Origin of the sequence: Thauera sp. K11, from assembly GCF_002354895.1 — a bacterium.
Taxonomy (GTDB): domain Bacteria; phylum Pseudomonadota; class Gammaproteobacteria; order Burkholderiales; family Rhodocyclaceae; genus Thauera; species Thauera sinica.
Genome location: NZ_CP023439.1, coordinates 1,672,150 through 1,698,026, shown reverse-complemented (window position 1 = coordinate 1,698,026; position 25,877 = coordinate 1,672,150). Strand labels below are relative to the sequence as shown.

Genomic DNA, 25,877 nt, shown 5'->3' with positions numbered 1-25,877 from the left:
TTAGGCGTTGCGCCACATCGGCGTGCGTTTTTCGAGGAAGGCGGTGACGCCCTCGTGCTGGTCGGCGGTGTCGAACAGCTTCACGAACGCGGCGCGCTCGCCCGGCAGGGCTTCGCCCGGCGGCATGTGGCGCGCGGCCTGGATCATGCGCTTGCAGGCGGCCACGCTGGTGGGGCTCTGGCGCTCGACCGATTTGGCCAGTTCCAGCGCGCGGGTCAGCGCCTCGCCGCGTCCGGTCACCTCCTCGACCAGCCGGATGCGCAGCGCGGTGGCCGCATCGAGCCGCTCGCCGCACAGGATCAGGCGCTTGGCCCAGCCTTCGCCCACCATCCACGACAGCCATTGGGTGCCGCCGGCGCAGGGCAGCAGGCCCACGGCGGCTTCGGGCAGCGCGAGCACCGCCTGTTCCTCGGCGATGCGGATGTCGCAGGCCAGCGCGCATTCCAGCCCGCCGCCCATGGCGTAGCCGTTGAGCGCGGCGATGGACACGCCGCGGAAGGCGGCCAGGGTCTCGAAGGCGCGGCCGAAGTGGTGCGCCATGCCGGCGGCGACCGCCTTGTCGCCGTCGGCGAAGACCTTGAGGTCGGCGCCGGCGGAAAAGAACTTCTCGCCCTGGCCGGTCACCACCAGGCTGTAGATCTCGCGGTCGGCATTGAGCGCCTCGACCACCTCGACCAGCGCGGCGAGGCTTTCCTGCGTCCAGGTGTTGGCCGGCGGGTTGGCCAGGGTGAGGATGGCGGTGTGGCCGCGCTTCTCGAGTTCGAGGCCGGGGTAGGTGTGTTTGCTCATTGGAGGATCTCCGTGGTGGTGTGCGCGAGCAGGCGGCGGGCGATGATGACGCGCATGATTTCGTTGGTGCCTTCGAGGATCTGGTGCACCCGCGCGTCGCGCAGGTAGCGTTCCAGCGGGTATTCGCGGATGTAGCCGTAGCCGCCGTGGATCTGCAGCGCTTCGTTGCAGATGGCGAAGCCCAGGTCGGTGGCCAGGCGCTTGGCCATGGCGCAGTACAGCGTGGCGTCCGCCGCCCCGGCATCGAGCCGGCTGGCGGCCAGGCGCACCATCTGGCGTGCGGCGACCAGTTCCGTGCCCATGTCGGCGAGCTTGAACTGCAGCGCCTGGAAGTCCGCCAGCGGGCGGCCGAACTGGCGCCGCTCCTGCACGTAGGCGAGCGCGGCGGCGAGCGCGCCCTGGGCCGCGCCCACCGAGCAGGTGGCGATGTTGATGCGCCCGCCGTCCAGCCCCTGCATAGCGATGGCGAAGCCTTCGCCTTCCTCGCCCAGCAGGTGGGCGGCCGGCACGCGCACGCCGTCGAAGGCGATGCTGCGGGTGGGCTGGCTGTTCCAGCCCATCTTGTGCTCCTTCTTGCCGTAGCCGATGCCGGGGCTGTTCGCCGCCACCAGGAAGGCGGAAATACCCTTCGGTCCGGCCTCGCCGGTGCGCGCCATGACCACCAGCACGCCGGTGGCGCCGGCGCCGGAGATGAAGGCCTTGGTGCCATCCAGCACGTAGTGGCCGCCGTCCCGTTGCGCGCGGGTAGTGAGCGAGGCGGCATCCGAGCCCGCGCCCGGCTCGGTCAGGCAGTAGGAGGCCAGCAGTTCGCCCGAGGCCAGCCGCGGCCCCCATTCGGCGGCGATCTCGGGCCGGGCGAAGCGGGTCACCATCCAGGTGGCCATGTTGTGGATGGTGAGATAGGCGGTGGTGGACGGGCAGGCGGCGGCCAGTTCCTCGAACACGATGCCGGCGTCCAGCCGCGGCAGGCCTAGGCCGCCGTATTCGGCCAGGGCGTAGAGGCCGCAGAAGCCGAGTTCGCCGGCATGGCGCAGCGCGTCCACCGGAAAGATGCCTTCTGCGTCCCAGCGCGCGGCCTGCGGCGCGAACTCGCGCCGGGAGAATTCGCGCGCGGTGTCGCGGAAGGCGCGCTGGTCTTCGGACAGTTCGAAGTCCATGGCGATGCTCCGGGCCGGCTTACTTGAGGCTGATGGTGGTGTTCACCGGCGCCACCACGTCGTCGTCGAACCAGCGCGCGGTGATGGTCTTGGTCTGGGTGTAGAACAGGATCACCTGCTTGCCGTAGGGCCCCAGATCGCCGAGCTTGGATGCGCGCGAACCGGTGAAGGAGAACAGCGGCACCGGCACCGGGATCGGCACATTGATGCCCACCTGGCCGACGTCGATCTCTTCCTGGAACTTGCGCGCGGCCGCGCCGGACCGGGTGAATACCCCGGTGCCGTTGCCGTTGGGATTGGCGTTGATCAGCGCGATGGCCTCGTCCAGCGTATCGACCGCCATCGTGCACAGCACCGGGCCGAAGATTTCCTCGTCGTAGATGCGCATGCCGGGCTTGACGCCGGAGAACAGCGTGGGCGCGACGAAGTTGCCGTCGGCATAGCCGGGCACGCGCGGGTTGCGGCCGTCCAGTTCCAGCGTGGCGCCTTCCTGCACACCGGCGGCGATCAATTCGAGGATGCGCGCCCTGGCCGTGCGCGAGATCACCGGGCCGAGGTCGGCGCCCGCCTCGTGGCCGGCATTCACCTTGAGCGTGCGGGCGCGCGCCACCAGTTCCGGCAGCCATTGCGCCGATTCGCCGACGAACACCACCACCGACGACGCCATGCAGCGCTGCCCGGCGGCGCCGAAGCCCGCGCCGGCCAGCGCGTTGAGGGTCTGTTCCTTGTGCGCGTCCGGCAGCACGACGACGTGGTTCTTGGCCCCCATCATGCACTGCGCGCGCTTGCCGGCCAGCGTGGCGCGGTTGTAGACGTGGGTGCCGACGCGGGTCGAGCCGACGAAGGACACCGCCTTGATGTCCGGGTGGTCGCAGAGGCCGTTTACCACGTCCGCCGCGCCATGCACCACGTTGAGCACACCGGGCGGGATGCCGGCTTCCACCGCCAGCTCGACCAGCCGCATGGTGGACAGCGGGTCCTGCTCCGACGGCTTGAGCACGAAGGTGTTGCCGCAGGCGATGGCCATCGGGAACATCCACAGCGGGATCATCGCCGGGAAGTTGAAGGGCGTGATGCCGGCGCACACGCCGATCGGCTGCAGCAGGGTGTAGGTGTCGACGCCGGTGGCCACGTTGTTGGCCAGCCCGCCCAGTTGCAGCGTGCCGATGTTGGCGGCGTGCTCCACCACCTCCAGGCCGCGGAACACGTCGCCCTCGGCGTCCGGCAGGGTCTTGCCCTGCTCGGCGGTGAGGATCGCCGCCACCTCCTTCATGTGTTCGCGGATCAGTTGCTGGTACTTCAGGAAGATGCGCGCGCGGGCGCCGATCGGCGTCCTGCGCCAGCCCGCGAAAGCCTTCTTCGCCGCCGCCACCGCGGCGTTCAGTTCGTCGGCGGTGGCCATCGGCACCCGCGCCAGCACCTGCTGGGTGGCGGGATTGACCACGTCGCGCCATTCGGTGGTGCGCGATTCGACGAATTCGCCGCCGATCAGCAGCTTGACGGTGGGGATGCTCGGGCTGGGCGCTTGGCTCACGGGGTGTCTCCTCGGTCGGTTTTCTGCGGGGCGTCCGGGACTTTCCGGCACGCTCGGAGCCATCGTATTTACAGCCTTCCAAATCAACAATAAGCTATTGATGTAAAAGAGAAATGTTGTAAATAAATTCGCAACCCGGAGCGTGATTCCGCGAATGTTGTGAATCCGGAGGGGACTTTCTTGAACCGCAAGCTCTTCATCGGCGCGCGCCTGCGCCGCCTGCGCGAACAGGCCGCGCTGAACCAGGCGGCGATGGCCACGCGGCTGGGCATCTCGCTCAGCTACGTGTGCCAGTTGGAGAACAACCAGCGCCCGGTCAGCGCCACCGTGCTGCTGAAGCTGGTCGAGGTGTTCGGCTGCGACGTCGGCGAGTTCTCGGAAGACCAGGACAAGCGCCTGCTCGGCGAACTGCAGGGGCTGTTCCGCGACCGCTCGCTGGTTGGCGAGGACGCCACGCAGGCCCAGCTTCTGCGCATGGTGGAACAGGTGCCCGAACTGGCCGCCGCCTTCGTCGGCCTCGCCCAGCGCCACCTGCGGTTGCAGGACGAGTACGCGCAGATGGTCGACCGCTTCTACGGCGAGCAATTGCCCACCCCGCTGGCGCCGCTGCCGCACGAGGAAGTGCGCGATTTCTTCAACCGCCGCAACAACCACATCGACGCGCTGGATGCGCTCGCCGAGGCGCTGGCGCAGGAACTCGCACTGCGGCCCGGCGAACGCGCCGCGAGGCTGCGCGAGCTGCTGCGGCAACGCCATCGCATCGAGGTGACGGCGCTGGACACGGCGGCCGGCGTGCTGCGCCGCTTCGACGCCCGCCGGCAGCGGTTGCAGGTGGCCGCCGGGCTGACCGACGCGCAGCAGTCCTTCCAGCTCGCCACCCAGCTCGCGCTCGTCGCCCACCACGATGCCATCGACGCGGAGATCGACACCGGTGGAATCGTCGATGAACAGAGCCGCGCGCTCGCGCGCCAGGGCCTGGCGCACTACTTCGCCGGCGCGCTGCTGCTGCCCTATGGAGACTTCCTCGCCGCGGCGCGCGCCGCGCGCTACGACATCGAGGCGCTGCAGCGGCGCTTCCACGTCGGCTTCGAGACCGTCTGCCACCGGCTGTCCACCTTGCAGCGGAGCGGCGCGCGCGGCGTGCCCTTCTACCTCGTGCGCGTCGACCAGGCCGGCAACATCTCCAAGCGCCAGAGCGCCACCGCCTTCCACTTCGCCCGCCACGGCGGCGCCTGCCCGCTATGGCACGTGCACGACGCCTTCACCCGTCCCGGCGAGATCCTCACCCAGATCGCGGAAATGCCGGACGGCTCGCGCTTCTTCGGCCTGGCGCGCACCATCGGCCGCGGCGGCGGCGCCTACCTGGCGCCGCGCAAGCTGTTCGCCATCGGCCTGGGCTGCGAGCTGTCCCACGCCCGGCACCTCGTCTATGCCGACGGCTTCGACCTCGCGTCGCCGCGCAACGTGGTGCCGATCGGCCCCGGCTGCCGCGTGTGCCCGCGCACCGGCTGCGTGCAGCGCGCCTTCCCGCCCGCCGGCCGGCCGCTGGAGACGGGCGTGGACGTCGAATCCCTGGTGTCCTACCGCTTCGAAGGCGCAGCCGATGAATGCGCCGATGCATCCTGAAGGCATTCGGCGGACAGGCCGGATTCGTCCATTTTTGAGGGAGGTCAAATCAACATTTAGTGTGTTCTGCTAAAAATATCACCACATTTAGTATTCATTGAGGTGAGTAACATGCACGACCCGGCCCAGCCCGACCTCGCCACCCTGCCGCGCGACACGATCAAGCGCGATGGCCGGCGCGTGGCCTTCGAGGCCGCCAAGATCCGTTCCGCGCTGCGCCGCGCGGGCAACGCCAGCGGCGAATACGGCGACGACGAGGCGGGCCGGCTCACCGCCCGCGTGCTCCGGGTGCTGGGGCACCGTTTCGGCCGGCAGGCGGTGAGCATCGAGCAGATCCAGGACCTGGCCGAGGAAACCCTGATCGCCGACGGCTTCACCGCCACCGCGCGCGCCTACATCGTCTACCGCGAGCAGCACGCCGTGCTGCGCGGCGAGCGCAAGGTGCAGGTGGACGTGGAAGCCTCGGTCAACGAATACCTCACCCGCGCCGACTGGCGGGTCAATGCCAACGCCAACCAGGGTTATTCGCTCGGCGGGCTGATCCTCAACGTCGCCGGCAAGGTCACCGCCAACTACTGGCTGTCCCACGTCTATCCGCCCGAGGTCGGCGCCGCGCACCGCGAGGGCGACATCCACATCCACGACCTCGACATGCTGTCCGGCTACTGCGCGGGCTGGTCGCTGCGCACGCTGCTGCACGAGGGGCTGAACGGCGTGCCGGGCAAGGTCGAGGCCGGGCCGCCGCGCCACATGTCGAGCGCGGTGGGGCAGATCGTGAATTTCCTCGGCACCATGCAGAACGAATGGGCGGGGGCGCAGGCGTTCTCGTCCTTCGATACGTACATGGCGCCCTTCGTGCGCAAGGACGGCATGCGCTACGAAGCGGTGCGCCAGAACGTCCAGGAACTGATCTACAACCTCAACGTGCCCTCGCGCTGGGGCACGCAGACGCCCTTCACCAACCTGACCTTCGACTGGACCTGCCCGGACGACCTGAAGGCGCAGATCCCGATCATCGCCGGCGAGGAAATGCCCTTCAGCTACGGCGAGCTGCAGGCCGAGATGGACATGATCAACCGCGCCTACATCGAGGTCATGTCGGCCGGCGACGCCAGGGGCCGGGTGTTCACCTTCCCGATCCCGACCTACAACATCACCCCGGATTTTCCCTGGGAGTCGGACAACGCCGCGCTGCTGTTCGACATGACGGCCAAGTACGGGCTGCCCTACTTCCAGAACTTCGTCAATTCCGAGCTGCAGCCCAACATGGTGCGGTCGATGTGCTGCCGCCTGCAGCTCGACCTGCGCGAACTGCTCAAACGCGGCAACGGCCTCTTCGGCAGCGCCGAGCAGACCGGCAGCCTGGGCGTGGTGACGATCAACTGCGCGCGCCTGGGTCATCTTTTCCGTGGCGACGAGGCCGGGCTGTTCGCCCGCCTCGACCGCCTGCTGGCAATCGGCCGCGACAGCCTGGAGATCAAGCGCAAGCTGATCCAGCGCCTGATCGACCAGGGCCTGTTCCCGTACACGAAGCGCTACCTCGGCACGCTGCGCAACCACTTCTCCACGCTGGGGGTGAACGGCATCAACGAGATGATCCGCAACTTCAGCGCCGATGCCGAGGACATCACCACCGCGTGGGGCCACGCCTTCGCGCTGCGCCTGCTCGACCACGTGCGCGCGCGCATCACCGCCTTCCAGGAAGAGACCGGCCACCTGTACAACCTCGAAGCCACGCCGGCCGAAGGCACCACCTACCGCTTCGCCCGCGAGGACAAGAAGCGCTGGCCCGACATCCTGCAGGCCGGCACCGCCGAACAGCCCTACTACACCAACTCCTCGCAACTGCCGGCCGGCTTCACCGACGACCCCTTCGAAGCCCTGGCCCGGCAGGAAGCCCTGCAGGCCAGGTACACCGGCGGCACGGTGCTGCACCTCTACATGGGCGAGCGCCTGTCCAGCGGCGAAGCGTGCAAGCGCCTGGTGCGCCGCGCGCTGGAGAACTTCCGCCTGCCCTACATCACCGTGACGCCCACCTTCTCGATCTGCCCGGCGCACGGCTACCTGGCCGGCGAGCATGCCTTCTGCCCGAAGTGCGACGAAGAACGCCTGGCCGCGAAGCGGGCGCGGCTCGCCGCCTGACCACTTTTCCGCCTCACGAGGAACCGCACCATGAACATGAACACCGCGATCGAAACCCGTCGTCTCGCCGATGCCGTCACCCTCAGCGACGAGGAGCGCCAGCCCTGCGAGGTGTGGACCCGGGTGATGGGCTACCACCGCCCGGTGGCGAGCTTCAACACCGGCAAGAAAGGCGAGCACGCCGAACGGCGCTTCTTCGCCGAGCGCCGCTGCGATCTCGGCGGCTGACGCCTGCCGCGCCATGAACCCGCTGCGCGTGGGCGGCCTGACGCCGCTCACCACCATCGACTTCCCCGGCCGGCTGGCCGCGGTGGTGTTCTGCCAGGGCTGCCCGTGGCGCTGCGGCTACTGCCACAACCCGCAGCTGATTCCGGCCGACGCCCCACCGGCGCTGCGCTGGGACGAGGTGCTGGCCTTCCTCGAACGCCGCCGCGGCCTGCTCGACGGCGTGGTGTTCTCCGGTGGCGAGCCGACCCTGCAGGCGGCGCTGCCGGATGCCCTGCGCGCGGTGCGTGCCCTGGGCTTCGAGACCGCGCTGCACAGCGCCGGCATGTACCCGGAACGCCTGGCCGCCGTCCTGCCGCTGCTCGACTGGGTGGGGCTGGACGTCAAGGCGCCTGCCGAGCACTACGACGCCGTCACCGCCACCCCCGGCGGCGCCGGGCGGGTGTCCCAATCGCTCGATCTGCTGCTCGCCAGCGGCGTCGACCACGAATGCCGCACCACCTGGCACCCCGGCCTGTTCGGCCGGGACGAACTCGACCGTCTCGGCGCCGGCCTGAAGCGGCGCGGCGTGCGGTGCTGGCAGGTGCAGCCCTGCCGCCTCCCCGGCCAACCGGCCGTCTCCATCGACGGCATCGGCGCACAGGTGCCGTCCGGCAGCCGCGGAGAGAACGACGGAATGTCGGGCCGGCACGGCGCACGGCCGGAGAAGTCCTAGCCGGCGCAGCGCGCGGTTGGCCTGCCGGACCGGCAGGCAAAGGCGCCAGGCGCGCAAAGGCAGCGCTCCGCCGGGCGAGGCGCCCGGCCCCGGGCACCCTACGAACCGGCGGCAACCGTGACGGGGCGGCCGGCCAGCCCCCGGCGCGCGACGGCGTAGTCGCGCCATGTCCGTTCCGCCTGAGCCGCGTCGTGCCGTGCCAGGGCGGCGGACAGCGCGGGAGCGGCGCGTGCGAAAAATTCCGCCTCGCCGCGGCAGTAGGCCGGGCCGAGGGCGAGCTGGAGCTTTTCGCGCAGGCGGGTGATGGCCTCGGCGGCGTAGCGGTTGCCGGCGGCTTCGAGCAGGCTCGCATGGTTCGCCAGCCCGGCGCCGGCGGCGAGGCCACGGCTCGCGGCTTCGCGCACGGCGTAGGCTTCCAGCAGATCGAGCGCGTCGAACAGCGCGGCCACGTCGGTTGCGGAGAATTCGGCGACGCAGCAGCCGCGGCGCGGTTCCATCGCGACCAGCCCCTCGTGGGCAAGCACCTTCAGCGCTTCGCGCACCGGCGTGCGGCTGACGCCATAGCCGGTGGCGAGCGCGACCTCGTCGAGCAGGCTGCCGGGCGGCAGTTCGTGGGTGAAGATGCGTTCGCGCACCGAGTCGGCGATGGCCTGGAAGAGCGCCCGGGGGCGCAGCAGTTCGTCGTTCATGGTGTCGGTCCTCCGGTGGCTGCGCCGCTGCACGGCGACGGGTCTTGCGTTCGGCATGTGGCCGCTGGACTGCCCTGGAACGAACGCTCTCCTTCGGGCAGCCGGGCGGGGGCTCTCATGCGGGCTCGAACTCGACCAGCAGGTCCTTGGCTTCCACCTGGTCGCCCGGGGCGACGCGGACGCGGGCGACGGTGGCGTCGCGCTCGGCGGTCAGCACGGTTTCCATCTTCATCGCCTCGATCGACAGCAGCGGCGTCCCCTTCCTCACGCGCTGGCCGGCCTCGACCGCAACCATCGCCACCGCGCCGGGCATCGGCGCCGGCAGGTGCGCGGCATTGCCGTCCTCGGCTTTCGGGTGCTTGCGCCCGGCCTGCACGAGGCCGGCACGGGCGATGCGGATCGGCCGCGGCTGGCCGTTGAGTTCGAAGAAGAGCTTGACCATGCCGTCGTCGTCCGGCTCGGTGCGGCCGACCAGGCGTACCGCCAGGGTCTTGCCGGCGTCGATCGGCACGTCGATCTCGTCGCGTTCGGCCAGCCCGTTGAAGAACACCGGGGTCGGCAGCACCGAGACGTCGCCATGGCGGCGCTGGTGGCGGGCGAAGTCGGCGAAGACCTTGGGATACATCAGCCAGGAGGCGAGATCGTTGTCGTCGATGTCGCGGCCGGCGGCTTCGGCGGCGCTGGCGCGCGCGGCGTCGAGGTCGGCCGGCGGCAGCACCGCGCCGGGGCGTTCGGCGAGCGGCGCCTGGCCCTTGAGCACCTTGCGCTGCAATTCGGCGGGAAAGCCGTCCGGCGGCAGGCCGAGTTCGCCTCGCATCAACTGCACGACGGATTCGGGGAAGGCGATCTCGCGTGCCGGGTCTGCTACGTCGGCCGGCGTGAGTTCGTTGGCGACCATGAAGATCGCCATGTCGCCGACCACCTTGGAGGTGGGCGTGACCTTGACGATGTCGCCGAACAGCATGTTGACGTCCGCATAGGCCTGGGCGATGGCCTCCCAGCGCTGCTCCAGCCCCATCGCGCGGGCCTGTTCGCGCAGGTTGGTGTATTGGCCGCCGGGCATCTCGTGGCGGTACACGTCGGCGGTGCCGGCGCGCATGTCGGCCTCGAAGGGGGCGTAGTGGCGGCGCACGCCCTCCCAGTAGTGCGAGAACGGGCGGAGCTGGTCCAGGGTGACGGCCGGCGCGCGCTCGCCGCCGTCGAGCGCGGCGACGATGGCGCCGAGCGAAGGCTGCGAGGTGAGTCCGCTCATCGCATCCACGGCGCCGTCGACCGCATCCACGCCGGCTTCGACGGCCGCCAGCACGCTGGCCGCCGAGGCGCCGCTGGTGTCGTGGGTGTGGAAGTGCACCGGCAGGCCGGTTTCCTCGCGCAGCGCCTTGACCAGCGCGGCGGCGGCGCGCGGGCGGCAGATGCCGGCCATGTCCTTGATGCCGAGGATGTGGGCGCCGGCGCGTTCGAACTGCTTCGCCAGATTGACGTAGTACTTGAGCGAATACTTGTCGCGCCGCGCGTCGAACAGGTCGCCGGTGTAGCACAGCGCGGCTTCGCACAGGGCGCCGGCTTCATTCACCGCGTCCATCGCCACGCGCATGTTGTCGGCGTTGTTGAGCGAGTCGAACACGCGGAACAGATCGATGCCTTCGGCCGCCGCGCGCTGCACGAAGAAGCGCACCACGTTGTCCGGGTAGTTGGTGTAGCCGACCGCGTTGGAGGCGCGCAGCAGCATCTGGAACAGGATGTTGGGGATGCGCTCGCGCAGTTGCGCGAGGCGCTGCCACGGGTCTTCCTTGAGGAAGCGCATGGCCACGTCGAAGGTGGCCCCGCCCCAGCACTCCAGCGACAGCAGGCCGGCCAGTTCGCGCGCGTAGTGCGGCGCGGCCGGCAGCATGTCGGCGGTGCGCATGCGGGTGGCGAACAGCGACTGGTGGGCGTCGCGCATCGTCGTGTCGGTGAGCAGCACGGCGCGCTGCTCGCGCATCCATGCGGCGAAGCCCTGCGGGCCGAGTTCGCGCAGGCGGTCGCGGCTGCCGGCGGGGATCGGCGCGCCCAGGCTGGCGGCCGGCCAGACCGGGGCGGTGTCGCCATGGGCGGGCGCCGGCGCGGCCTGGCGGCCCTTCATCTCCGGGTTGCCATTGACGACCACTTCGCCGATGAATTCGAGCAGGCGCGTGGCGCGGTCCTGGCGCGGTGTGGTGGCGAAGAGTTCCGGCGTGTCGTCGATGAAGCGGGTGGTGCAACTGCCGTCGCGGAAGGCCGGGTGGCCGACGATGTTCTCCAGGAAGGCGAGGTTGGTGCTGACGCCGCGGATGCGGAATTCGCGCAGCGCGCGGTCCATGCGCTGCGCCGCTTCGCCGGGGTCGCGGCCCCAGGCGGTGACCTTGACCAGCAGCGAGTCGTAGTACGGGGTGATCACCGCGCCGGTGTAGGCGGTGCCCGCATCCAGCCGGATGCCGAAGCCGGCGGCGCTGCGGTAGGCGCTGAGCTTGCCGTAGTCCGGCGCGAAGCCCTTGTCCGGGTCTTCGGTGGTGACGCGGCATTGCAGCGCGTGGCCGTTGAGGCGGATGTCCGCCTGCGCCGGCACGCCGGAAGCCGCATCGCCGATGCGCGCGCCTTCGCTGATGCGGATCTGCGCCTTGACGACGTCGATGCCGGTGACCTCCTCGGTGACGGTGTGCTCCACCTGGATGCGCGGGTTCACCTCGATGAAGTAGAACGCGCCGCTGTCGGCATCCATGAGGAATTCCACCGTGCCGGCGTGGGTGTAGCCCACGGAGCGGCACAGGCGCAGCGCGGCCTCGCACAGCTCGGCACGCCGGGTGTCGTCCAGATAGGGCGCGGGCGCCCGCTCGACCACCTTCTGGTTGCGCCGCTGCACCGAGCAGTCGCGCTCGAACAGATGCACGAGCTGGCCATGGGTGTCGCCCAGCACCTGCACCTCGACGTGGCGGGCGCGCACGATGCGCCTTTCCAGATAGACCTCGTCGTTGCCGAAGGCGGCCTTGGCCTCGCGCCGCGCGGCGGTGACCGCGGCCGCGAGTTCGTCCTCGCTGTCGATCGCCCGCATGCCGCGCCCGCCGCCACCCCAACTCGCCTTGAGCATCAGCGGATAGCCGATCGCGGCGGCCTGGGCCTTGATCGCATCGAGGTCGTCGGGCAGCGCGCCGGTGGCCGGAATCACCGGCACGCCGGCGGCGACGGCGGCATCGCGCGCCGCGACCTTGTTGCCCAGCGTGCGCATGACCTCGGGCGAGGGGCCGATGAATTCGATGCCGGCGGCGGCGCAGGCGTCGGCGAAATCCGGGTTTTCGGACAGGAAGCCGTAGCCGGGGTGGATGGCGTCCACACCCGCCTCGCGCGCGATGCGCAGGATGTCGTCGATGTCCAGATAAGCCTGGATGGGCGTCTTGCCCTCGCCGACCAGATAGCTTTCGTCGGCCTTGAAGCGGTGCAGCGCGAAGCGGTCCTCGCGCGCATAGACGGCCACGGTGCGGATGCCCAGCTCGGCGGCGGCGCGCATCACGCGGATGGCGATCTCGCTTCGATTGGCGACCAGCAGGCTGCGGATGTTCTTCATGTGGGATTCTTCAGTGCGGGATGGGCGGCAGCCCATCCCGGAAGGGGGACTGCGGACGGAATCAGGAATAGCGCTTTTCCAGCGCGTCCCATTCGGGCTTGCCGACCAGGCGCTGGCGCTCGGCGAAGGGCGCGACCAGGCCGCTCGACTCCTTCACTTCCTTCTCGTCGCGCAGCACGGTCAGCGCCTTCTGCATGCCGGCCACCGCACCCTGCAGCGCGGCGTTGGCATACAGCACGATGCCGTAGCCCAGTTCGCCCAGCTCGGTGGCGTTGAAGATCGGCGTCTTGCCGCCGATCACCATGTTCATCAGTTGCGGGCGCGGCAGGCGGCGGGGCAGTTCGCGGATTTCCTCGGCGGTGGTCACCGCCTCGACGAACAGGATGTCGGCGCCGGCCTCGGCGAAGCGCGCGGCGCGTTCGACGGCAGCCTCGAAACCATGCACGGCGGCAGCGTCGGTGCGCGCCATGATCAGCAGGCTCCCGTCGCGGCGGGCATCCACGGCGGCCTTGATCTTGCTCACCGCTTCCTCGGTGCTGATCACGTCCTTGCCGCTGAAGTGGCCGCAACGCTTGGGCGCGACCTGGTCTTCGAGCTGGATGCAGTCGGCACCGGCGCGTTCCAGCGTGCGCACGGTGTGATAGACGTTGAGCGCGTTGCCGAAGCCGGTGTCGGCATCGACGATCAGCGGCAGGCTCACCGCGTTGCGGATGCGGGCGGTGTGGTCGGCGATCTCGGCCAGCCCCATGAAGCCCTGGTCCGGCATGCCGAACCACATGTTGGTGACGCCCGCGCCGGTGATGTAGATGGCCTCGAAGCCGAGGTCTTCGACGACCTTGGCGGACAGGGCGTTGAACGCGCCCGGCACGATCACGCCACGGCGGGCTTCGGCGAGTGCCTTGAGGGTCTTGCGGGTGGACATGCTTGTTCCTTTTTTCTCGGAGGGGAATCAGAAAGCGTCGCCGGGCACGCGCACCCAGCCTTCCATCAGCACGCGGGCGCTGCGGCTCATGATGGCCTTGGTGACCTGCCACTGGCCCCCGGCCAGCTTCGCCTCGGCGCCGACGCGCAGCGTCCCGGACGGATGGCCGAAGCGCACCGCCTGGCGCTCGCCGCCGCCGGCGGCGAGATTGACCAGGGTGCCGGGGATGGCCGCGGCGGTGCCGATGGCCACCGCCGCGGTGCCCATCATCGCGTGGTGCAGCTTGCCCATGGACAGCGCGCGCACCAGCAGGTCGATGTCGGCGGCGCGCACGGCCTTGCCGCTGGACGCGGTGTAGTCCGCCGGCGGTGCGACGAAGGCGACCTTGGGCGTGTGCTGGCGGCCGGCGGCCTCGCTCACGTCGCGGATCAGGCCCATGCGCACGGCACCGTGAGCGCGGATCGTCTCGAACATCGCCAGCGCCCGGGCGTCGCCGTTGATGGCGTCCTGCAGTTCGGTGCCGGTATAGCCGATGTCCGCCGCGTTGAGGAAGATGGTCGGGATGCCGGCGTTGATCAGCGTGGCCTTGAAGGTCCCGACGCCCGGCACTTCCAGGTCGTCCACCACGTTGCCGGTGGGGAACATCGCGCCGCCGTCCTCGCCTTCGTCTGCGGGGTCGAGGAATTCGAGCTGCACTTCGGCGGCCGGGAAAGTCACCCCGTCCAGTTCGAAGTCGCCGGTTTCCTGCACGTCGCCATCGGTGATGGGCACGTAGGCGACGATGGTCTTGCCGATGTTGGCCTGCCAGACGCGCACCGTGGCGACGCCATTGCGCGGTACGCGACCGGCATCGACCAGCCCGCCGGCGATGGCGAAGGCGCCGACCGCCGCCGACAGGTTGCCGCAGTTGCCGGACCAGTCGACGAAGGCGCTGTCGATGGAGACCTGACCGAACAGGTAATCGACGTCGTGGTCCGGGCGTTCGCTTTTCGACAGGATCACCGTCTTGCTGGTGCTCGACGTGGCCCCGCCCATGCCGTCGATCTGCTTGCCGTAGGGGTCGGGGCTGCCGATCACGCGCAGCAGCAGTTTGTCGCGCGCCGCGCCCGGTACCTGCGCCGCGGGCGGCAGGTCCTGCAGGCGGAAGAACACGCCCTTGCTGGTGCCGCCGCGCATGTAGGTGGCGGGGATCCTGATCTGGGTTGGATGGCTCATGGGATGTGCTCCGGTCAGGCGGCCTGCGACGAGGCGAGGAAGTCCTGGGCGAAGCGCTGCAGCACGCCACCGGCCTCATAGATCGACACTTCCTCGTCGGAATCGAGGCGGCTGGTGACCGGCACCCGGACGGTCTCGCCGTTCCGGCGATGGATCACCAGCGCCAGGTCGGCGCGCGGCGCGCGCTCGCCGACCACGTCATAGACTTCCGTGCCGTCGAGGCCGAGGGTCTTGCGGTCGGTGCCGGGCTTGAACTCCAGCGGCAGCACGCCCATGCCGATCAGGTTGGTGCGGTGGATGCGCTCGAAGCCTTCGGCGACGATGGCTTCCACACCCGCCAGGCGCACCCCCTTGGCCGCCCAGTCGCGGCTGGAGCCCTGGCCGTAGTCGGCGCCGGCGACGATGATCAGCGGCTGGCGGCGGTTCATGTAGGTCTCGATGGCTTCCCACATGCGCATCACTTTTCCCTCCGGCTCGACGCGGGCGAGCGAACCCTGGCGCACGCTGCCGTCCGCGTTCCTCACCATCTCGTTGAACAGCTTGGGATTGGCGAAGGTGGCGCGCTGGGCGGTGAGGTGGTCGCCGCGGTGGGTGGCGTAGGAATTGAAGTCCTCTTCCGGCAGGCCCATCTTCGCCAGGTATTCGCCGGCGGCGCTGTCGGGCAGGATGGCGTTGGACGGCGACAGGTGGTCGGTGGTGATGTTGTCCGGCAGCAGCGCCAGCGGACGCATGCCGCGCAGCGTGCGTTCGCCGGCGAGCGCGCCTTCCCAGTATGGGGGACGGCGGATGTAGGTGGATTGCGGACGCCAGTCGTAGAGCGGCGACGCAGCGCGTTCGGCGGCGCGTTTCTCGAACATCGGGACATAGACCTGGTTGAACTGGGCCGGCTTGACGGCCTGCGCCAGGACGGCGTCGATCTCTTCGTCCGACGGCCAGATGTCCTTCAGCCGGACACCCTGGCCGGCGCTGATGGTGAACCAGTCCTGCTCGATGTCGAAGCGGATGGTGCCGGCGATGGCGTAGGCCACCACCAGCGGCGGGCTGGCGAGGAACGCCTGCTTGGCATACGGATGGATGCGGCCGTCGAAGTTGCGGTTGCCCGACAGCACGGCGGTGGTGTAGAGGTCGCGGTCGACGATCTCCTGCTGGATCTTCGGATCGAGCGCGCCGCTCATGCCGTTACAGGTGGTGCAGGCGAAGGCGACGATGCCGAAGCCCAGCGCCTCCAGATCTTCCAGCAGGCCGGCTTCCTTCAGATACAGCTCGACCACCTTGGAGCCGGGCGCCAGCGAGGTCTTCACCCACGGCTTGCGCCTCAGGCCCAGCTTGCGCGCCTTGCGCGCCAGCAGGCCGGCGGCGATGACGTTGCGCGGGTTGGAGGTGTTGGTGCAGGAGGTGATGGCGGCGATGATGACCGCGCCGTCCGGCATCAGGCCGGCGGCTTCCTGCTCGCGCGCTTCCCGCAGATTGCCGGCGATGCCGCGCTCGGCCAGCGCCGAGGTGGGCAGGCGGCGGTGCGGGTTGCTGGGGCCGGCCAGGTTGCGCACGACGGTGGAGAGGTCGAACTTCAGCACCCGCTCGTACTGCGCGGTTTCCAGCGTATCGGCCCAGAAGCCGGCGGTCTTCGCGTAGGTTTCGACCAGCTTCACCTGCTCGTCGCTGCGGCCGGTGAGCTTCAGGTAATCGAGGGTCTGTTGGTCGATGTAGAACAGCGCGGCGGTGGCGCCGTATTCCGGGCACATGTTGGAGATGGTCGCGCGGTCGCCGATGGTGAGCGCGGCGGCGCCCGCGCCGTGGAACTCCAGGTAGGCGCCGACGACTTTCTCGCGGCGCAGGAACTCGGTCAGCGCCAGCACCACGTCGGTGGCGGTGATGCCGGGCTGCGGCCGCCCGGAGAGTTCCACGCCGACGATGTCGGGCAGGCGCATCATCGACGCGCGGCCGAGCATCACGTTCTCGGCTTCCAGCCCGCCCACGCCCACCGCGATCACGCCCAGCGCATCCACGTGCGGGGTGTGGCTGTCGGTGCCGACGCAGGTGTCGGGGAAGGCCACGCCGTCCTGCACCTGGATCACCGGCGACATTTTCTCCAGATTGATCTGGTGCATGATGCCGTTGCCCGCCGGGATCACGTCCACGTTGTCGAAGGCGGTCCGGGTCCAGTCGATGAAGTGGAAGCGGTCCTCGTTGCGGCGGTCCTCGATGGCGCGGTTCTTCGCGAAGGCTTCGCGGTCGTAGCCGCCGCATTCCACCGCCAGCGAGTGGTCGACGATGAGCTGCACCGGCACCACCGGGTTCACCGCGGCCGGATCGCCGCCCTGGTCGGCGATGGCGTCGCGCAGGCCGGCGAGATCGACCAGCGCGGTCTGGCCGAGGATGTCGTGGCACACCACGCGGGCGGGGAACCACGGGAAGTCGCGTTCGCGCTTGCGCTCGATCAGTTGCAGCAGGCAGGCGTCGATGATCGCCGGGTCGGCCTTGCGCACGATGTTCTCGGCATGCACGCGGGCGGTGTACGGCAGCGTGGCCCAGGCGCCGGGGCGAAGGGCTTCGACCGCTGCGCGGGCATCGAAGTAGTCCAGCGACGTGCCGGATAGGGATTTGCGATAGCGTGTATTCATGGCGCGTAGTTTGTCCTGGCTCCCTCTCCCCTTGCGGGGCGGAGGCGGAAAAGCGAAGCACTGCTTCGCCCGCTGGAGCGCGCTGTGGCCGGCAGGCCACAGCGCCGGGGCGCGGAGCGGGTTAGGGAGAGGGGGCTGCGTTGGAAACTGGCTCAGCGCTCCCCTCTCCCCCGGCCCCTCTCCCGCGAGGGGAGAGGGGAGAAAAATAGGGGCTCAGTGGCGATCCTCGATCGGCACGAAGGCCAGATCGTCCGGGCCGACGTAGTTGGCGCTCGGGCGGATGATCTTGTTGTCCTGGCGCTGCTCGATGATGTGCGCCGCCCAGCCGCTGGTGCGCGCGATCACGAACAGCGGCGTGAACATCGCCGTCGGCACGCCCATCATGTGGTAGCTCACCGCGCTGAACCAGTCGAGGTTGGGGAACATCTGCTTCACTTCCCACATGACCTTTTCCAGCCGCTCGGCGATGTCGAACATCTTGGTCGAACCGGCCGCCTCCGACAGTTGCCGCGCCACGCGCTTGATGACCTCGTTGCGCGGATCGCTGACGGTATAGACCGGGTGGCCGAAGCCGATCACCACTTCCTTGCTCTCCACGCGGCGGCGGATGTCGGCTTCGGCCTCGTCGGGGTTGTCGTAGCGCTTCTGGATCTCGAAGGCCACCTCGTTGGCGCCGCCGTGCTTCGGGCCGCGCAGCGCGCCGATCGCGCCGGTGATCGCCGAATACACGTCCGAGCCGGTGCCGGCGATGACGCGGCCGGTGAAGGTCGAGGCGTTGAATTCGTGCTCAGCGTACAGGATCAGCGAGGTGTGCATGGCCCGCTCCCACAGCGCGGACGGCTTTTCGCCGTGCAGCAGATGCAGGAAGTGCGCGCCGATGGAGTCGTCATCTGTTTCGACGTCGATGCGCTGGCCCTTGGTGGACCAGTGGTACCAGTACAGCAGCATGGAGCCGAGCGATGCCATCAGGCGGTCGGCGATGTCGCGCGCGCCCGGCGTGTTGTGGTCGTCCTTCTCCGGCAGCACACAGCCGAGCGCCGACACGCCGGTACGCATCACGTCCATCGGATGGGCGGAGGCCGGCAGGCGCTCCAGCGCTTCCTTGACGCTCGCCGGCAGGCCGCGCATGGCCTTGAGCTTGGCCTTGTAGGCGCGCAGTTCGGCCCGGTTGGGCAGCTTGCCGTGCACCAGCAGGTGGGCTACTTCCTCGAATTCGCAGCGTTCGGCGATGTCGAGGATGTCGTAGCCGCGGTAGTGCAGGTCGTTGCCGGTCTTGCCGACGGTGCACAGGGCGGTGTTGCCGGCGGTGACACCGGACAGGGCGACGGATTTCTTCGGCTTGAAGCTGCTTTCCAGTTGGGTGCTCATGCTGCGCTCCGGTTGAAACAGAGGGAAGGGTTTGCAATTGCGCGACTTCGTTCGCAATATACGCATCTCAAAAACACCGTAAATGCCTGAATTGGCGTTGATTTGCGAATGGTTCGCTGCAATTTTGCGAATCTTGCGAACACTCTCTGACTGGACTTGCGATGAAGAAAGTATTTACCGGGGTGCGCCTGCGGCGCCTGCGCGAGGAACGCGGCCTCACCCAGGCGGCCCTGGCCCGCCTGCTCGACATATCCGCGAGCTATCTCAACCAGATCGAGCAGAACCAGCGCCCGCTCACCGTGCCGGTGCTGCTGCGCATCAGCGCGACGCTCGGCGTCGACGTGCAGCGTTTCTCCGACGACGACGAAGGCCGCCTGGTGGCCGAACTGCGCGACGTGCTCGGAGACGCCGGCCTGATGGCGGCGACCGGCGAGGCCGTGTCGCTGGCCGAGATCCGCGAACTCGCGAGCCAGATGCCCGCGCTCGCACGCGCCCTGCTGACGCTGGACCGGCAGCGGCGCGAAGCGGACGAGCGCCTTGCCGCCTATGCCGCCCGCCTGGGCGAGGACCGCGGCGCGCTGGCGGCGACCACGCCCATGCCTTACGAGGAAGTGCGCGACTTCTTCTACGCCCGCCACAACCACGTCGCCAGCCTGGATGCGCTCGCCGAACGCTGTTTCGACGACTGGAAGCTGGAGCCGGGCCGCATCGACCTGGGTTTGTCGGCACGGCTGGCCGACGTACACCGCATCGCCGTCACCGGGCCGGCAGGCGGGGCTGCCGAAGCGGAGACGGAATTCGCGCCGCTGAGGGAATTCGACGCGGCGCGCGGCGTCCTGCGCCTGTCGCCGCTGCTCGACGCCGGCCAGCGGGCCTTCCAGATGGCCACCCAGCTTGCCTTCCTGGAGGCCAACGAAGAAATCGAACGCCTGGTGGCGGAAGGCGGATTCCTCGGCGACGAGGCGCGCGTGCTCGCCCGCATCGGCCTGGCGAACTACTTCGCCGGCGCCTTGATCCTTCCCTACGGGCGCTTTCTCGCCGCCGCCGAAGCGCTCGCCTACGACATCGACCGCCTCGGGCGCCGTTTCGGCGTCGGCTTCGAAACCGTCTGCCATCGCCTGTCCACCCTGCAGCGGCCGCAGGCGCGCGGGGTGCCGTTCATCTTCGTGCGGGTCGATCGGGCCGGCAACATCTCCAAGCGCCAGTCCGCCACCGATTTCCATTTCTCGCGCGTGGGCGGCACCTGTCCGCTGTGGAACGTATACGAAGCCTTCGCCCAGCCCGACCACATCCTGACCCAGCTCGCGACCATGCCGGACGGCCGCACCTACCTGTGGATCGCGCGCACCGTCGTACATCGCCGCGGCAGTTGGGGCAGCCCGGAGAAGACTTTCGCCGTGGGCCTGGGCTGCGACCTCCGCCATGCACCGCGCCTGGTGTACTCGCGGGGCCTGAAACTGGACGACCCCCAGGCGCGCACGCCGATCGGCGCCGGCTGCAAGGTCTGCGAGCGCCCGTCATGCCCGCAGCGCGCCTTCCCGCCGGTCGGCACCCGGCTGGCCGCCGACCCCGACCGCAGCCGCTTCGAACCCTATGCCGCCGCCGCGGACGTGGAAAAGCCGTGACGCCCACCGGCCAGGAACATGAAACCCGCGGCCGGGCGGCGGATTCATCCCGATGCCATGCGAATGCTGACCAGAAAATCCTGACAGAAGCGTTTATTGTAGAGCGGCAGACGCTTTCCATATAATGTCTCTCATGGAATCAATATTGCTCATTTAACGCCCTGAAGGGAGCGTTTAAATTGGACTCCCCCGTCCCTTTGCCCGTCGAGCGCGCCATCCAGAAGCTCGGCAGCGACATTTCCCTTGCCCGCCGGCGGCGTCACATCTCCCAGGCATCGCTGGCCGAGCGCATGGGTGCATCCCTGTCCACCGTGCGTCGCATGGAAAAAGGCGACGTGCGGGTACCCATCCACTTCTTCGCCCGCGCGCTGCATGTGTTCGGCGAGATCCAGGCGCTGGCGCATCTGCTGGACACGCCAAACGACGAGATCGGCCTGACGCTGATGGATGAGCGCCTGCCCAAGCGCGTGCGCAGCAAGCCCGGCACCTCGGGAGCACTGTGATGACGGCTGTGGCACCGATTCGCCGACAGCTCCAGCTTTGCATCGGCAAGGCCGGTCTGCCGGTGGGCTCGCTCGTCTATGTCCGCCAGGGACGGCGGGAAAACAGCGCCTTCGCCTATGATCAAGGCTGGCTGGCCAGCCCGGCATGCTTCAATGTGTCGGCCGATCTGCAATTGATGCCGGGCCATCAGCCGCACAAGGCGGCCTCGCCGCACGATTCGGTATTCCACGGTGCGATCGCCGACACGGCGCCGGACGCCTGGGGCCGGCGCGTCATCGCCCGCGACCATGCCAGGCGCCGCAAGGACGATCCGAAGCTGCCGGCCCTCACCGAGCTGGACTACCTGCTGGCGGTGGACGACTTCAGCCGCGTCGGCGCACTGCGCATGCGCGGCCCGGATGGAACCTGGCATCGGACGGTGGCGGCCGGTCGGCGCAGCACCCCGCCCTTGATCGAACTGGAGCGTGTCTTCCAGGCCAGCCGCGCCGTGGAGCGCGGCCAGGAGACTGCGGAGGATTTGCGCTACCTGCAGGGCAAGGGCACCTCGCTGGGCGGCATGCGGCCCAAGTGCACGATGGTGGCCGAGGACGGCCGGCTCGCCATCGGCAAGTTTCCGAGTGTGGGCGACACGCGCAGCGTCACCCGCGGTGAAGTGCTGGCCCTGAAACTGGCGGTACAGGCGGGGATCGACGCCGCGCCCGCCCGCATCGTGTCGCTGGGCGAGGTACCGGTGGCCGTCATCGGCCGGTTCGACCGTGACGAGGCCGATGGCCGCATCCCGTACCAGTCCGCCGCGTCCCTGCTGCAGGCATCCCGCGAGGAGGATCGCAGCTACACCGAGATCGCCGACGCCATCCGCACCCACGGCCATGCGCCCACGCAGGACGTGCGGCAGCTCTGGCGCCGGCTGGCATTCAACCTGCTGATCACCAACGTAGACGATCACCTGCAGAACCACGGCTTCCTGCACGTGGCACACGGCCAGTGGCGTCTGGCGCCAGCCTTCGACATCAACCCGTTTCCGGACAAGGACCGGGAATCCAAGACCTGGCTGTCGGAGCAGGACGGGCCGATCACCGACGTGCAGATGCTGTTGGCCCGCGCGCCCTACTTCGCACTGGATGAGGAACTGGCCCTGGCCGTGCTGGCCGAGGTACATGCCGCCGTGTCGAACTGGCGGCAGGTCGCGCTCGGCCCGGAAGTGGGGTTGCGCGCAGCCGAGCTGGACGACTTCGCGCCGGCCTTCGAGCATGGGCAGATGGACGCAGCCGCCATGCTGCTGAGACGATGACGGATGCCCGTCACGCGCCTCTCGCTCCGCCGACAGGAATCCGGGTCCGCCGTCCCCGCAAACATGGACTGGAAAATGGACTGCGAAGTCGCGGCCGTGGGCAGGCTCCGGCGGACTTGGTCAGAATGAAAAATGGGGCTTTCGCCCCATTTTTCAATAACTTGCAGCACTCAGTGGAACTGCTGCAGAACAAATTCTGGAGCGGGAAACGAGTCTCGAACTCGCGACCTCAACCTTGGCAAGGTTGCGCTCTACCAACTGAGCTATTCCCGCGTGGTGAAGGGCGGCATTCTAGCCGATCTTCCCCTGCAGTCAACCCGCTCGTGGAAAAGCGCTCGTCCTGCAGGGAATCTGCTCCGGCGGGTCCCCTGCAGACGCATCGATCGTCGCGCCGGCCCGGACAGGCGCGACGGGCCTGCCGCGCGATGTGTGCCCGGGCCGCTGATATACTTCCAGCCGTAACAAAGACAAGAATCCGCGCCGCCCCGCATGCCATTCAATATTCCCAATTCCCTGACCTGGGCGCGCATCGCGCTGATTCCGCTGTTCGTCGGGATCTTCTACCTGCCCGAGAGCTGGATGACCACGACTCACCGCAACGAACTGGCGACGCTGCTCTTCGTCATCGCGGCGGTCACCGACTGGTTCGACGGCTACCTGGCGAGGGCGCTGCACCAGACCTCGGCCTTCGGCGCCTTCCTCGATCCCGTGGCGGACAAGCTGATGGTGGCGGCGGCGCTCATCCTGCTGGTCCAGCTCGCGCGGGTCGACGCCATCATCGCGGTGGTGATCATCGGCCGCGAGATCACCATTTCGGCGCTGCGCGAATGGATGGCGAGGGTGGGACGCTCGGCGAGCGTCGCGGTGGCCTACATCGGCAAGCTCAAGACCGCGGCGCAGATGGCGGCGATTCCGCTGCTGCTGTTCGATGCGCCGGTGCTGTCGATCGACGTGCGCCTGCTCGGCAGCATCCTGATCTACGTCGCGGCGGCGCTCACCCTGTGGTCAATGGGCTACTATCTGCACCGCGCGCTGCCGCTGCTGACGCAGCACGACGCGGAGTGAGCGGCCGATCCGGAATGGATTTCCGGTTGACAGGCGGGTTTCGCTAACTATAATGGCGGTCTTTCCCGAGCGGGAATAGCTCAGTTGGTAGAGCGCAACCTTGCCAAGGTTGAGGTCGCGAGTTCGAGACTCGTTTCCCGCTCCAAGCATTCCTGGATCGAGCATGCCGCTCGTTCCCTCGGCAGGCCAGACGGACCGGCAGCCGGCCAGCAGATCATGGCGCGATGGCAGAGTGGTTATGCAGCGGCCTGCAAAGCCGTGTACCCCGGTTCGATTCCGAGTCGCGCCTCCAGTAGATCGAGCAGAAAACCCGCCCGGCGCGGGTTTTCTGCTTTTTGCGTCCGTATCCCGCCCTGCGTTTCCGTTCCAGAGCCTGCAGGTGCGCCCCACGAAGTCGGCCGACACCCGAGGCCCGCGATGCACTCGGTGGCCCTCGCCGCCCCAGGGCGCAAGGCCGTGAAACCGGTGGCGCCGCCCATCGATTTCCGCCACGCCGCCGCCGATTTGCGCGAACATTCGAATCGATGACGCGTGCAACCAATCCGCTCGCACCGGGCGAGCACTGCTGATCATGGCCAAGACACGACGTGATGCTCCCGACGACGCTTCGCCCGCCGATGGCCGCGTCGATCCCGGTACGTTGGCGGCCCTGATGCAGGCCACGCACGGCGACCCGTTCTCCGTCCTCGGCATGCACGTCGCCGGCAGCGCAGTCATCGTGCGTGCCCTGCTGCCCGGCGCGCACGCCGTGGCGGTGCTGGACGGCGGGGCGCGACGCGTGGCGAGCCTCGTCCGCCAGGACGGCAGCGGCCTCTTCACCGGCCTCGTGCCGCGCCGGCGCAGGCCCTTCCCCTACCGGCTTCGGGTCGCATGGACGGCGCCCGGCGGCGGCGCCGGGCACGAATCCGACATCGACGACCCCTACCGCTTCCCGCCGCTGATCGGCGACATGGACGTCTGGCTGCTCGCCGAGGGAACGCACCACCGGCCCTACGAATGGCTGGGCGCGCATCCCAACCTGGTCGATGGCATCGCCGGCACGCGCTTCGCGGTCTGGGCCCCCGCCGCCCGCAGGGTGTCGGTGGTGGGCAGCTTCAACGACTGGGACGGCCGCCGCCACCCGATGCGGCTGCGCCACGAATGCGGCGTGTGGGAGATCTTCGTGCCCCAGGTGGGAGAAGGCGATCTCTACAAGTTCGAGATCCTCGGCTGCGACGGGCGGCTTCGCATCAAGTCCGACCCCTTCGCCTTCCGTGCCGAGATGCGCCCGCAGACCGCCTCGGTGGTGCAGCGGCTGATGCCGGGGCTGGCCGGCAGCGAGGCGCGGCGCCACGCCAACGCGCTCGATGCGCCGATCAGCATCTACGAGGTGCACGCCGGCTCGTGGCGCCGCAACGAACGCGGCGAATGGCTGAGCTACCGCGAGCTGTCCGCGCAACTGCTGCCCTACGTGCGCGACCTGGGCTTCACCCACATCGAGCTGATGCCGGTGCACGAACACCCCTTCGACGGCTCCTGGGGCTACCAGCCCACCGGCCTCTATGCGCCGACCTCGCGCTTCGGCACGCCGTGGGATTTCCGCGCCTTCGTCGATGCCGCGCACGCCGCCGGCCTGGGCGTGATCCTCGACTGGGTGCCGGCCCACTTCCCCACCGACGAGCACGGCCTCGCGCGCTTCGACGGCACCCATCTCTACGAGCACGCCGACCCGCGCGAAGGTTTCCACCGGGACTGGAACACGCTGATCTACAACTACGGCCGCACCGAGGTGCGCAACTACCTGGTCGGCAATGCGCTGTACTGGATCGAGCGCTTCGGCATCGACGGCCTGCGCGTGGATGCGGTGGCATCCATGCTGTATCGCGACTACAGCCGCAAGGAAGGCGAATGGGTCCCGAACCGCGAGGGCGGCCGCGAAAACCTCGAGGCGATCGGCTTCCTGCGCCGCATGAACCACATCGTCGGCACCCAGCGCCCCGAGGCGATCACGCTCGCCGAGGAATCGACCGCCTTCCCGCAGGTCACCCGCCCGCCCTCGCCCGACCTGCAGGGCGGCGGCCTGGGCTTCCACTACAAATGGAACATGGGCTGGATGAACGACACGCTGGGCTACTTCGCGCGCGACCCGGTGCATCGCAGGCACCACCACGACCAGATCCGCTTTTCGCTGATGTATGCCTTCAGCGAGAACTTCGTGCTGCCGCTGTCGCACGACGAGGTGGTGCACGGCAAGGGCTCGCTGCTGCGCAAGATGCCGGGCGACGACTGGCAGCGCTTCGCCAACCTGCGCGCCTGCTACGGTTTCATGTGGGGTCATCCGGGCAAGAAGCTGCTGTTCATGGGCTGCGAGTTCGCACCGTGGGACGAATGGAATGCGGATGCCGCCCTGCCCTGGCACCTGCTCGAACATGCACCGCATGCCGGCGTGCAGCGGCTGGTGCGCGACCTCAACGCGGTGCTGCGCCACTACCCAGCCCTGCACCAGCTCGACGCATCGCCCGACGGCTTCGCCTGGATCAGCCACGACGACGCCGCGCATTCCGTCATCGCCTTCGAGCGCCGCGCGCGGGACGGCGGCCCGGTGGTGGTGGTCTGCAACCTGACGCCGGTGGTGCGGCACGGCTGGCGCATCGGCGTGCCGCAGCCCGGCCGGTGGCGCGAGATCATCAACACCGACGCGGCCATCTACGGCGGCTCGGGCGTGGGCAACCCCGCCATCGACAGCGACTCCGTCGCATGGCACGAGCGCGCCCAGTCGGTGGTGATGACGCTGCCGCCGCTGGCCACCGTGATGCTGGTATGCGGTGACTGA

Annotated in this window: 18 protein-coding genes and 3 tRNA genes; 11 read left to right on the top strand and 10 right to left on the bottom strand. The window is 69.0% G+C overall.

What is annotated here, in order from left to right; translation table 11 throughout:
* From CCZ27_RS07475 to CCZ27_RS07465, 3 genes are read right to left on the bottom strand one after another with little or no spacing between them, the layout of a single operon-like run.
* Positions 1-789 carry an enoyl-CoA hydratase gene (locus tag CCZ27_RS07475; protein WP_096446961.1) on the bottom strand — a complete coding sequence of 263 codons (789 nt, stop codon included), beginning with the start codon at positions 787-789 and terminating at the stop codon, positions 1-3.
* Complete coding sequence (locus CCZ27_RS07470) at positions 786-1,946, bottom strand: acyl-CoA dehydrogenase family protein (protein ID WP_096446959.1); 1,161 nt, start codon at positions 1,944-1,946, stop codon at positions 786-788. Before CCZ27_RS07470 ends, CCZ27_RS07475 begins: the two co-directional genes overlap by 4 nt.
* Positions 1,947-1,965: 19 nt before the next feature.
* Positions 1,966-3,480, bottom strand: a complete 1,515-nt coding sequence (locus CCZ27_RS07465; protein WP_096446957.1) for a CoA-acylating methylmalonate-semialdehyde dehydrogenase — start codon at positions 3,478-3,480, stop codon at positions 1,966-1,968.
* Positions 3,481-3,660: 180 nt separating this feature from the next.
* Here CCZ27_RS07465 and CCZ27_RS07460 point away from each other — a divergent pair, with 180 nt between their 5' ends.
* The 4 genes from CCZ27_RS07460 to CCZ27_RS07445 all read left to right on the top strand — a co-directional run bounded on the left by CCZ27_RS07460 (position 3,661) and on the right by CCZ27_RS07445 (position 8,188).
* Positions 3,661-5,106: a helix-turn-helix domain-containing protein gene (locus CCZ27_RS07460; protein ID WP_096446955.1), complete on the top strand. Its 1,446-nt coding sequence runs from the start codon at positions 3,661-3,663 to the stop codon at positions 5,104-5,106.
* Positions 5,107-5,217: 111 nt separating this feature from the next.
* Positions 5,218-7,248 carry a ribonucleoside triphosphate reductase gene (locus CCZ27_RS07455; RefSeq protein ID WP_096446953.1) on the top strand — a complete coding sequence of 677 codons (2,031 nt, stop codon included), beginning with the start codon at positions 5,218-5,220 and terminating at the stop codon, positions 7,246-7,248.
* A gap of 30 nt (positions 7,249-7,278) precedes the next feature.
* Positions 7,279-7,476: an anaerobic ribonucleoside-triphosphate reductase gene (gene nrdD, locus CCZ27_RS07450; RefSeq protein WP_096446951.1), complete on the top strand. Its 198-nt coding sequence runs from the start codon at positions 7,279-7,281 to the stop codon at positions 7,474-7,476.
* A gap of 13 nt (positions 7,477-7,489) precedes the next feature.
* Positions 7,490-8,188, top strand: a complete 699-nt coding sequence (locus CCZ27_RS07445) for an anaerobic ribonucleoside-triphosphate reductase activating protein (protein ID WP_096446949.1) — start codon at positions 7,490-7,492, stop codon at positions 8,186-8,188.
* Between the two features lie 98 nt (positions 8,189-8,286).
* On the opposite strand, the gene CCZ27_RS07440 is transcribed toward CCZ27_RS07445, so the two are convergent.
* From CCZ27_RS07440 to prpC, 6 genes are all read right to left on the bottom strand, one after another.
* Positions 8,287-8,877: a GntR family transcriptional regulator gene (locus CCZ27_RS07440; protein WP_157748476.1), complete on the bottom strand. Its 591-nt coding sequence runs from the start codon at positions 8,875-8,877 to the stop codon at positions 8,287-8,289.
* 115 nt (positions 8,878-8,992) lie between these two features.
* Entirely contained in the window at positions 8,993-12,454 is a 3,462-nt protein-coding gene (locus CCZ27_RS07435; protein ID WP_096446945.1) for a pyruvate carboxylase, read from the bottom strand.
* Between the two features lie 61 nt (positions 12,455-12,515).
* Positions 12,516-13,376, bottom strand: coding sequence for an isocitrate lyase/PEP mutase family protein (locus tag CCZ27_RS07430; protein WP_096446943.1), 861 nt, complete (start codon positions 13,374-13,376; stop codon positions 12,516-12,518).
* A 27-nt stretch (positions 13,377-13,403) separates the two neighbouring features.
* Positions 13,404-14,591: a 2-methylaconitate cis-trans isomerase PrpF gene (gene prpF / locus CCZ27_RS07425; protein WP_096446941.1), complete on the bottom strand. Its 1,188-nt coding sequence runs from the start codon at positions 14,589-14,591 to the stop codon at positions 13,404-13,406.
* A gap of 14 nt (positions 14,592-14,605) precedes the next feature.
* Positions 14,606-17,212 (bottom strand): Fe/S-dependent 2-methylisocitrate dehydratase AcnD, encoded by a 2,607-nt coding sequence (acnD, locus tag CCZ27_RS07420; protein ID WP_096446939.1) that lies wholly within the window; start codon positions 17,210-17,212, stop codon positions 14,606-14,608.
* A 213-nt stretch (positions 17,213-17,425) separates the two neighbouring features.
* Positions 17,426-18,580, bottom strand: a complete 1,155-nt coding sequence (gene prpC, locus CCZ27_RS07415) for a bifunctional 2-methylcitrate synthase/citrate synthase (RefSeq protein ID WP_096446937.1) — start codon at positions 18,578-18,580, stop codon at positions 17,426-17,428.
* Positions 18,581-18,741: 161 nt separating this feature from the next.
* Here prpC and CCZ27_RS07410 point away from each other — a divergent pair, with 161 nt between their 5' ends.
* From CCZ27_RS07410 to CCZ27_RS07400, 3 genes are all read left to right on the top strand, one after another.
* Positions 18,742-20,205, top strand: a complete 1,464-nt coding sequence (locus CCZ27_RS07410; RefSeq protein ID WP_096446935.1) for a short-chain fatty acyl-CoA regulator family protein — start codon at positions 18,742-18,744, stop codon at positions 20,203-20,205.
* Positions 20,206-20,384: 179 nt separating this feature from the next.
* Entirely contained in the window at positions 20,385-20,708 is a 324-nt protein-coding gene (locus CCZ27_RS07405; protein WP_096446933.1) for a helix-turn-helix domain-containing protein, read from the top strand.
* Positions 20,708-22,000: a type II toxin-antitoxin system HipA family toxin gene (locus tag CCZ27_RS07400; protein WP_096446931.1), complete on the top strand. Its 1,293-nt coding sequence runs from the start codon at positions 20,708-20,710 to the stop codon at positions 21,998-22,000. Before CCZ27_RS07405 ends, CCZ27_RS07400 begins: the two co-directional genes overlap by 1 nt.
* A 197-nt stretch (positions 22,001-22,197) precedes the next feature.
* Here the strand turns inward: CCZ27_RS07400 and CCZ27_RS07395 are convergent.
* A tRNA-Gly gene (locus CCZ27_RS07395) sits at positions 22,198-22,273 on the bottom strand.
* A gap of 216 nt (positions 22,274-22,489) precedes the next feature.
* Between CCZ27_RS07395 and pgsA the strand changes: the two genes are divergently transcribed.
* The 4 genes from pgsA (at position 22,490) to glgB (ending at position 25,877) form a co-directional block, all read left to right on the top strand.
* Entirely contained in the window at positions 22,490-23,065 is a 576-nt protein-coding gene (gene pgsA, locus CCZ27_RS07390) for a CDP-diacylglycerol--glycerol-3-phosphate 3-phosphatidyltransferase (RefSeq protein ID WP_096446929.1), read from the top strand.
* A gap of 69 nt (positions 23,066-23,134) precedes the next feature.
* A tRNA-Gly gene (locus CCZ27_RS07385) sits at positions 23,135-23,210 on the top strand.
* A gap of 73 nt (positions 23,211-23,283) precedes the next feature.
* Positions 23,284-23,357: transfer RNA gene (locus tag CCZ27_RS07380), tRNA-Cys, on the top strand.
* A 279-nt stretch (positions 23,358-23,636) separates the two neighbouring features.
* On the top strand, positions 23,637-25,877 hold the full coding sequence (glgB, locus tag CCZ27_RS07375; protein ID WP_096446927.1) for a 1,4-alpha-glucan branching protein GlgB: 2,241 nt from the start codon (positions 23,637-23,639) through the stop codon (positions 25,875-25,877).

Coding starts and splice junctions, on each gene's coding strand:
- CCZ27_RS07430 (WP_096446943.1), bottom strand. CDS start 13,376: ATGTCCACCCGCAAGACCCTCAAGGCACTCGCCGAAGCCCGCCGTGGC.
- glgB (WP_096446927.1), top strand. CDS start 23,637: ATGGCCAAGACACGACGTGATGCTCCCGACGACGCTTCGCCCGCCGAT.
- acnD (WP_096446939.1), bottom strand. CDS start 17,212: ATGAATACACGCTATCGCAAATCCCTATCCGGCACGTCGCTGGACTAC.
- CCZ27_RS07475 (WP_096446961.1), bottom strand. CDS start 789: ATGAGCAAACACACCTACCCCGGCCTCGAACTCGAGAAGCGCGGCCAC.
- CCZ27_RS07435 (WP_096446945.1), bottom strand. CDS start 12,454: ATGAAGAACATCCGCAGCCTGCTGGTCGCCAATCGAAGCGAGATCGCC.
- CCZ27_RS07400 (WP_096446931.1), top strand. CDS start 20,708: ATGACGGCTGTGGCACCGATTCGCCGACAGCTCCAGCTTTGCATCGGC.
- CCZ27_RS07410 (WP_096446935.1), top strand. CDS start 18,742: ATGAAGAAAGTATTTACCGGGGTGCGCCTGCGGCGCCTGCGCGAGGAA.
- prpF (WP_096446941.1), bottom strand. CDS start 14,591: ATGAGCCATCCAACCCAGATCAGGATCCCCGCCACCTACATGCGCGGC.
- CCZ27_RS07470 (WP_096446959.1), bottom strand. CDS start 1,946: ATGGACTTCGAACTGTCCGAAGACCAGCGCGCCTTCCGCGACACCGCG.
- nrdD (WP_096446951.1), top strand. CDS start 7,279: ATGAACATGAACACCGCGATCGAAACCCGTCGTCTCGCCGATGCCGTC.
- CCZ27_RS07445 (WP_096446949.1), top strand. CDS start 7,490: ATGAACCCGCTGCGCGTGGGCGGCCTGACGCCGCTCACCACCATCGAC.
- CCZ27_RS07455 (WP_096446953.1), top strand. CDS start 5,218: ATGCACGACCCGGCCCAGCCCGACCTCGCCACCCTGCCGCGCGACACG.
- prpC (WP_096446937.1), bottom strand. CDS start 18,580: ATGAGCACCCAACTGGAAAGCAGCTTCAAGCCGAAGAAATCCGTCGCC.
- CCZ27_RS07440 (WP_157748476.1), bottom strand. CDS start 8,877: ATGAACGACGAACTGCTGCGCCCCCGGGCGCTCTTCCAGGCCATCGCC.
- pgsA (WP_096446929.1), top strand. CDS start 22,490: ATGCCATTCAATATTCCCAATTCCCTGACCTGGGCGCGCATCGCGCTG.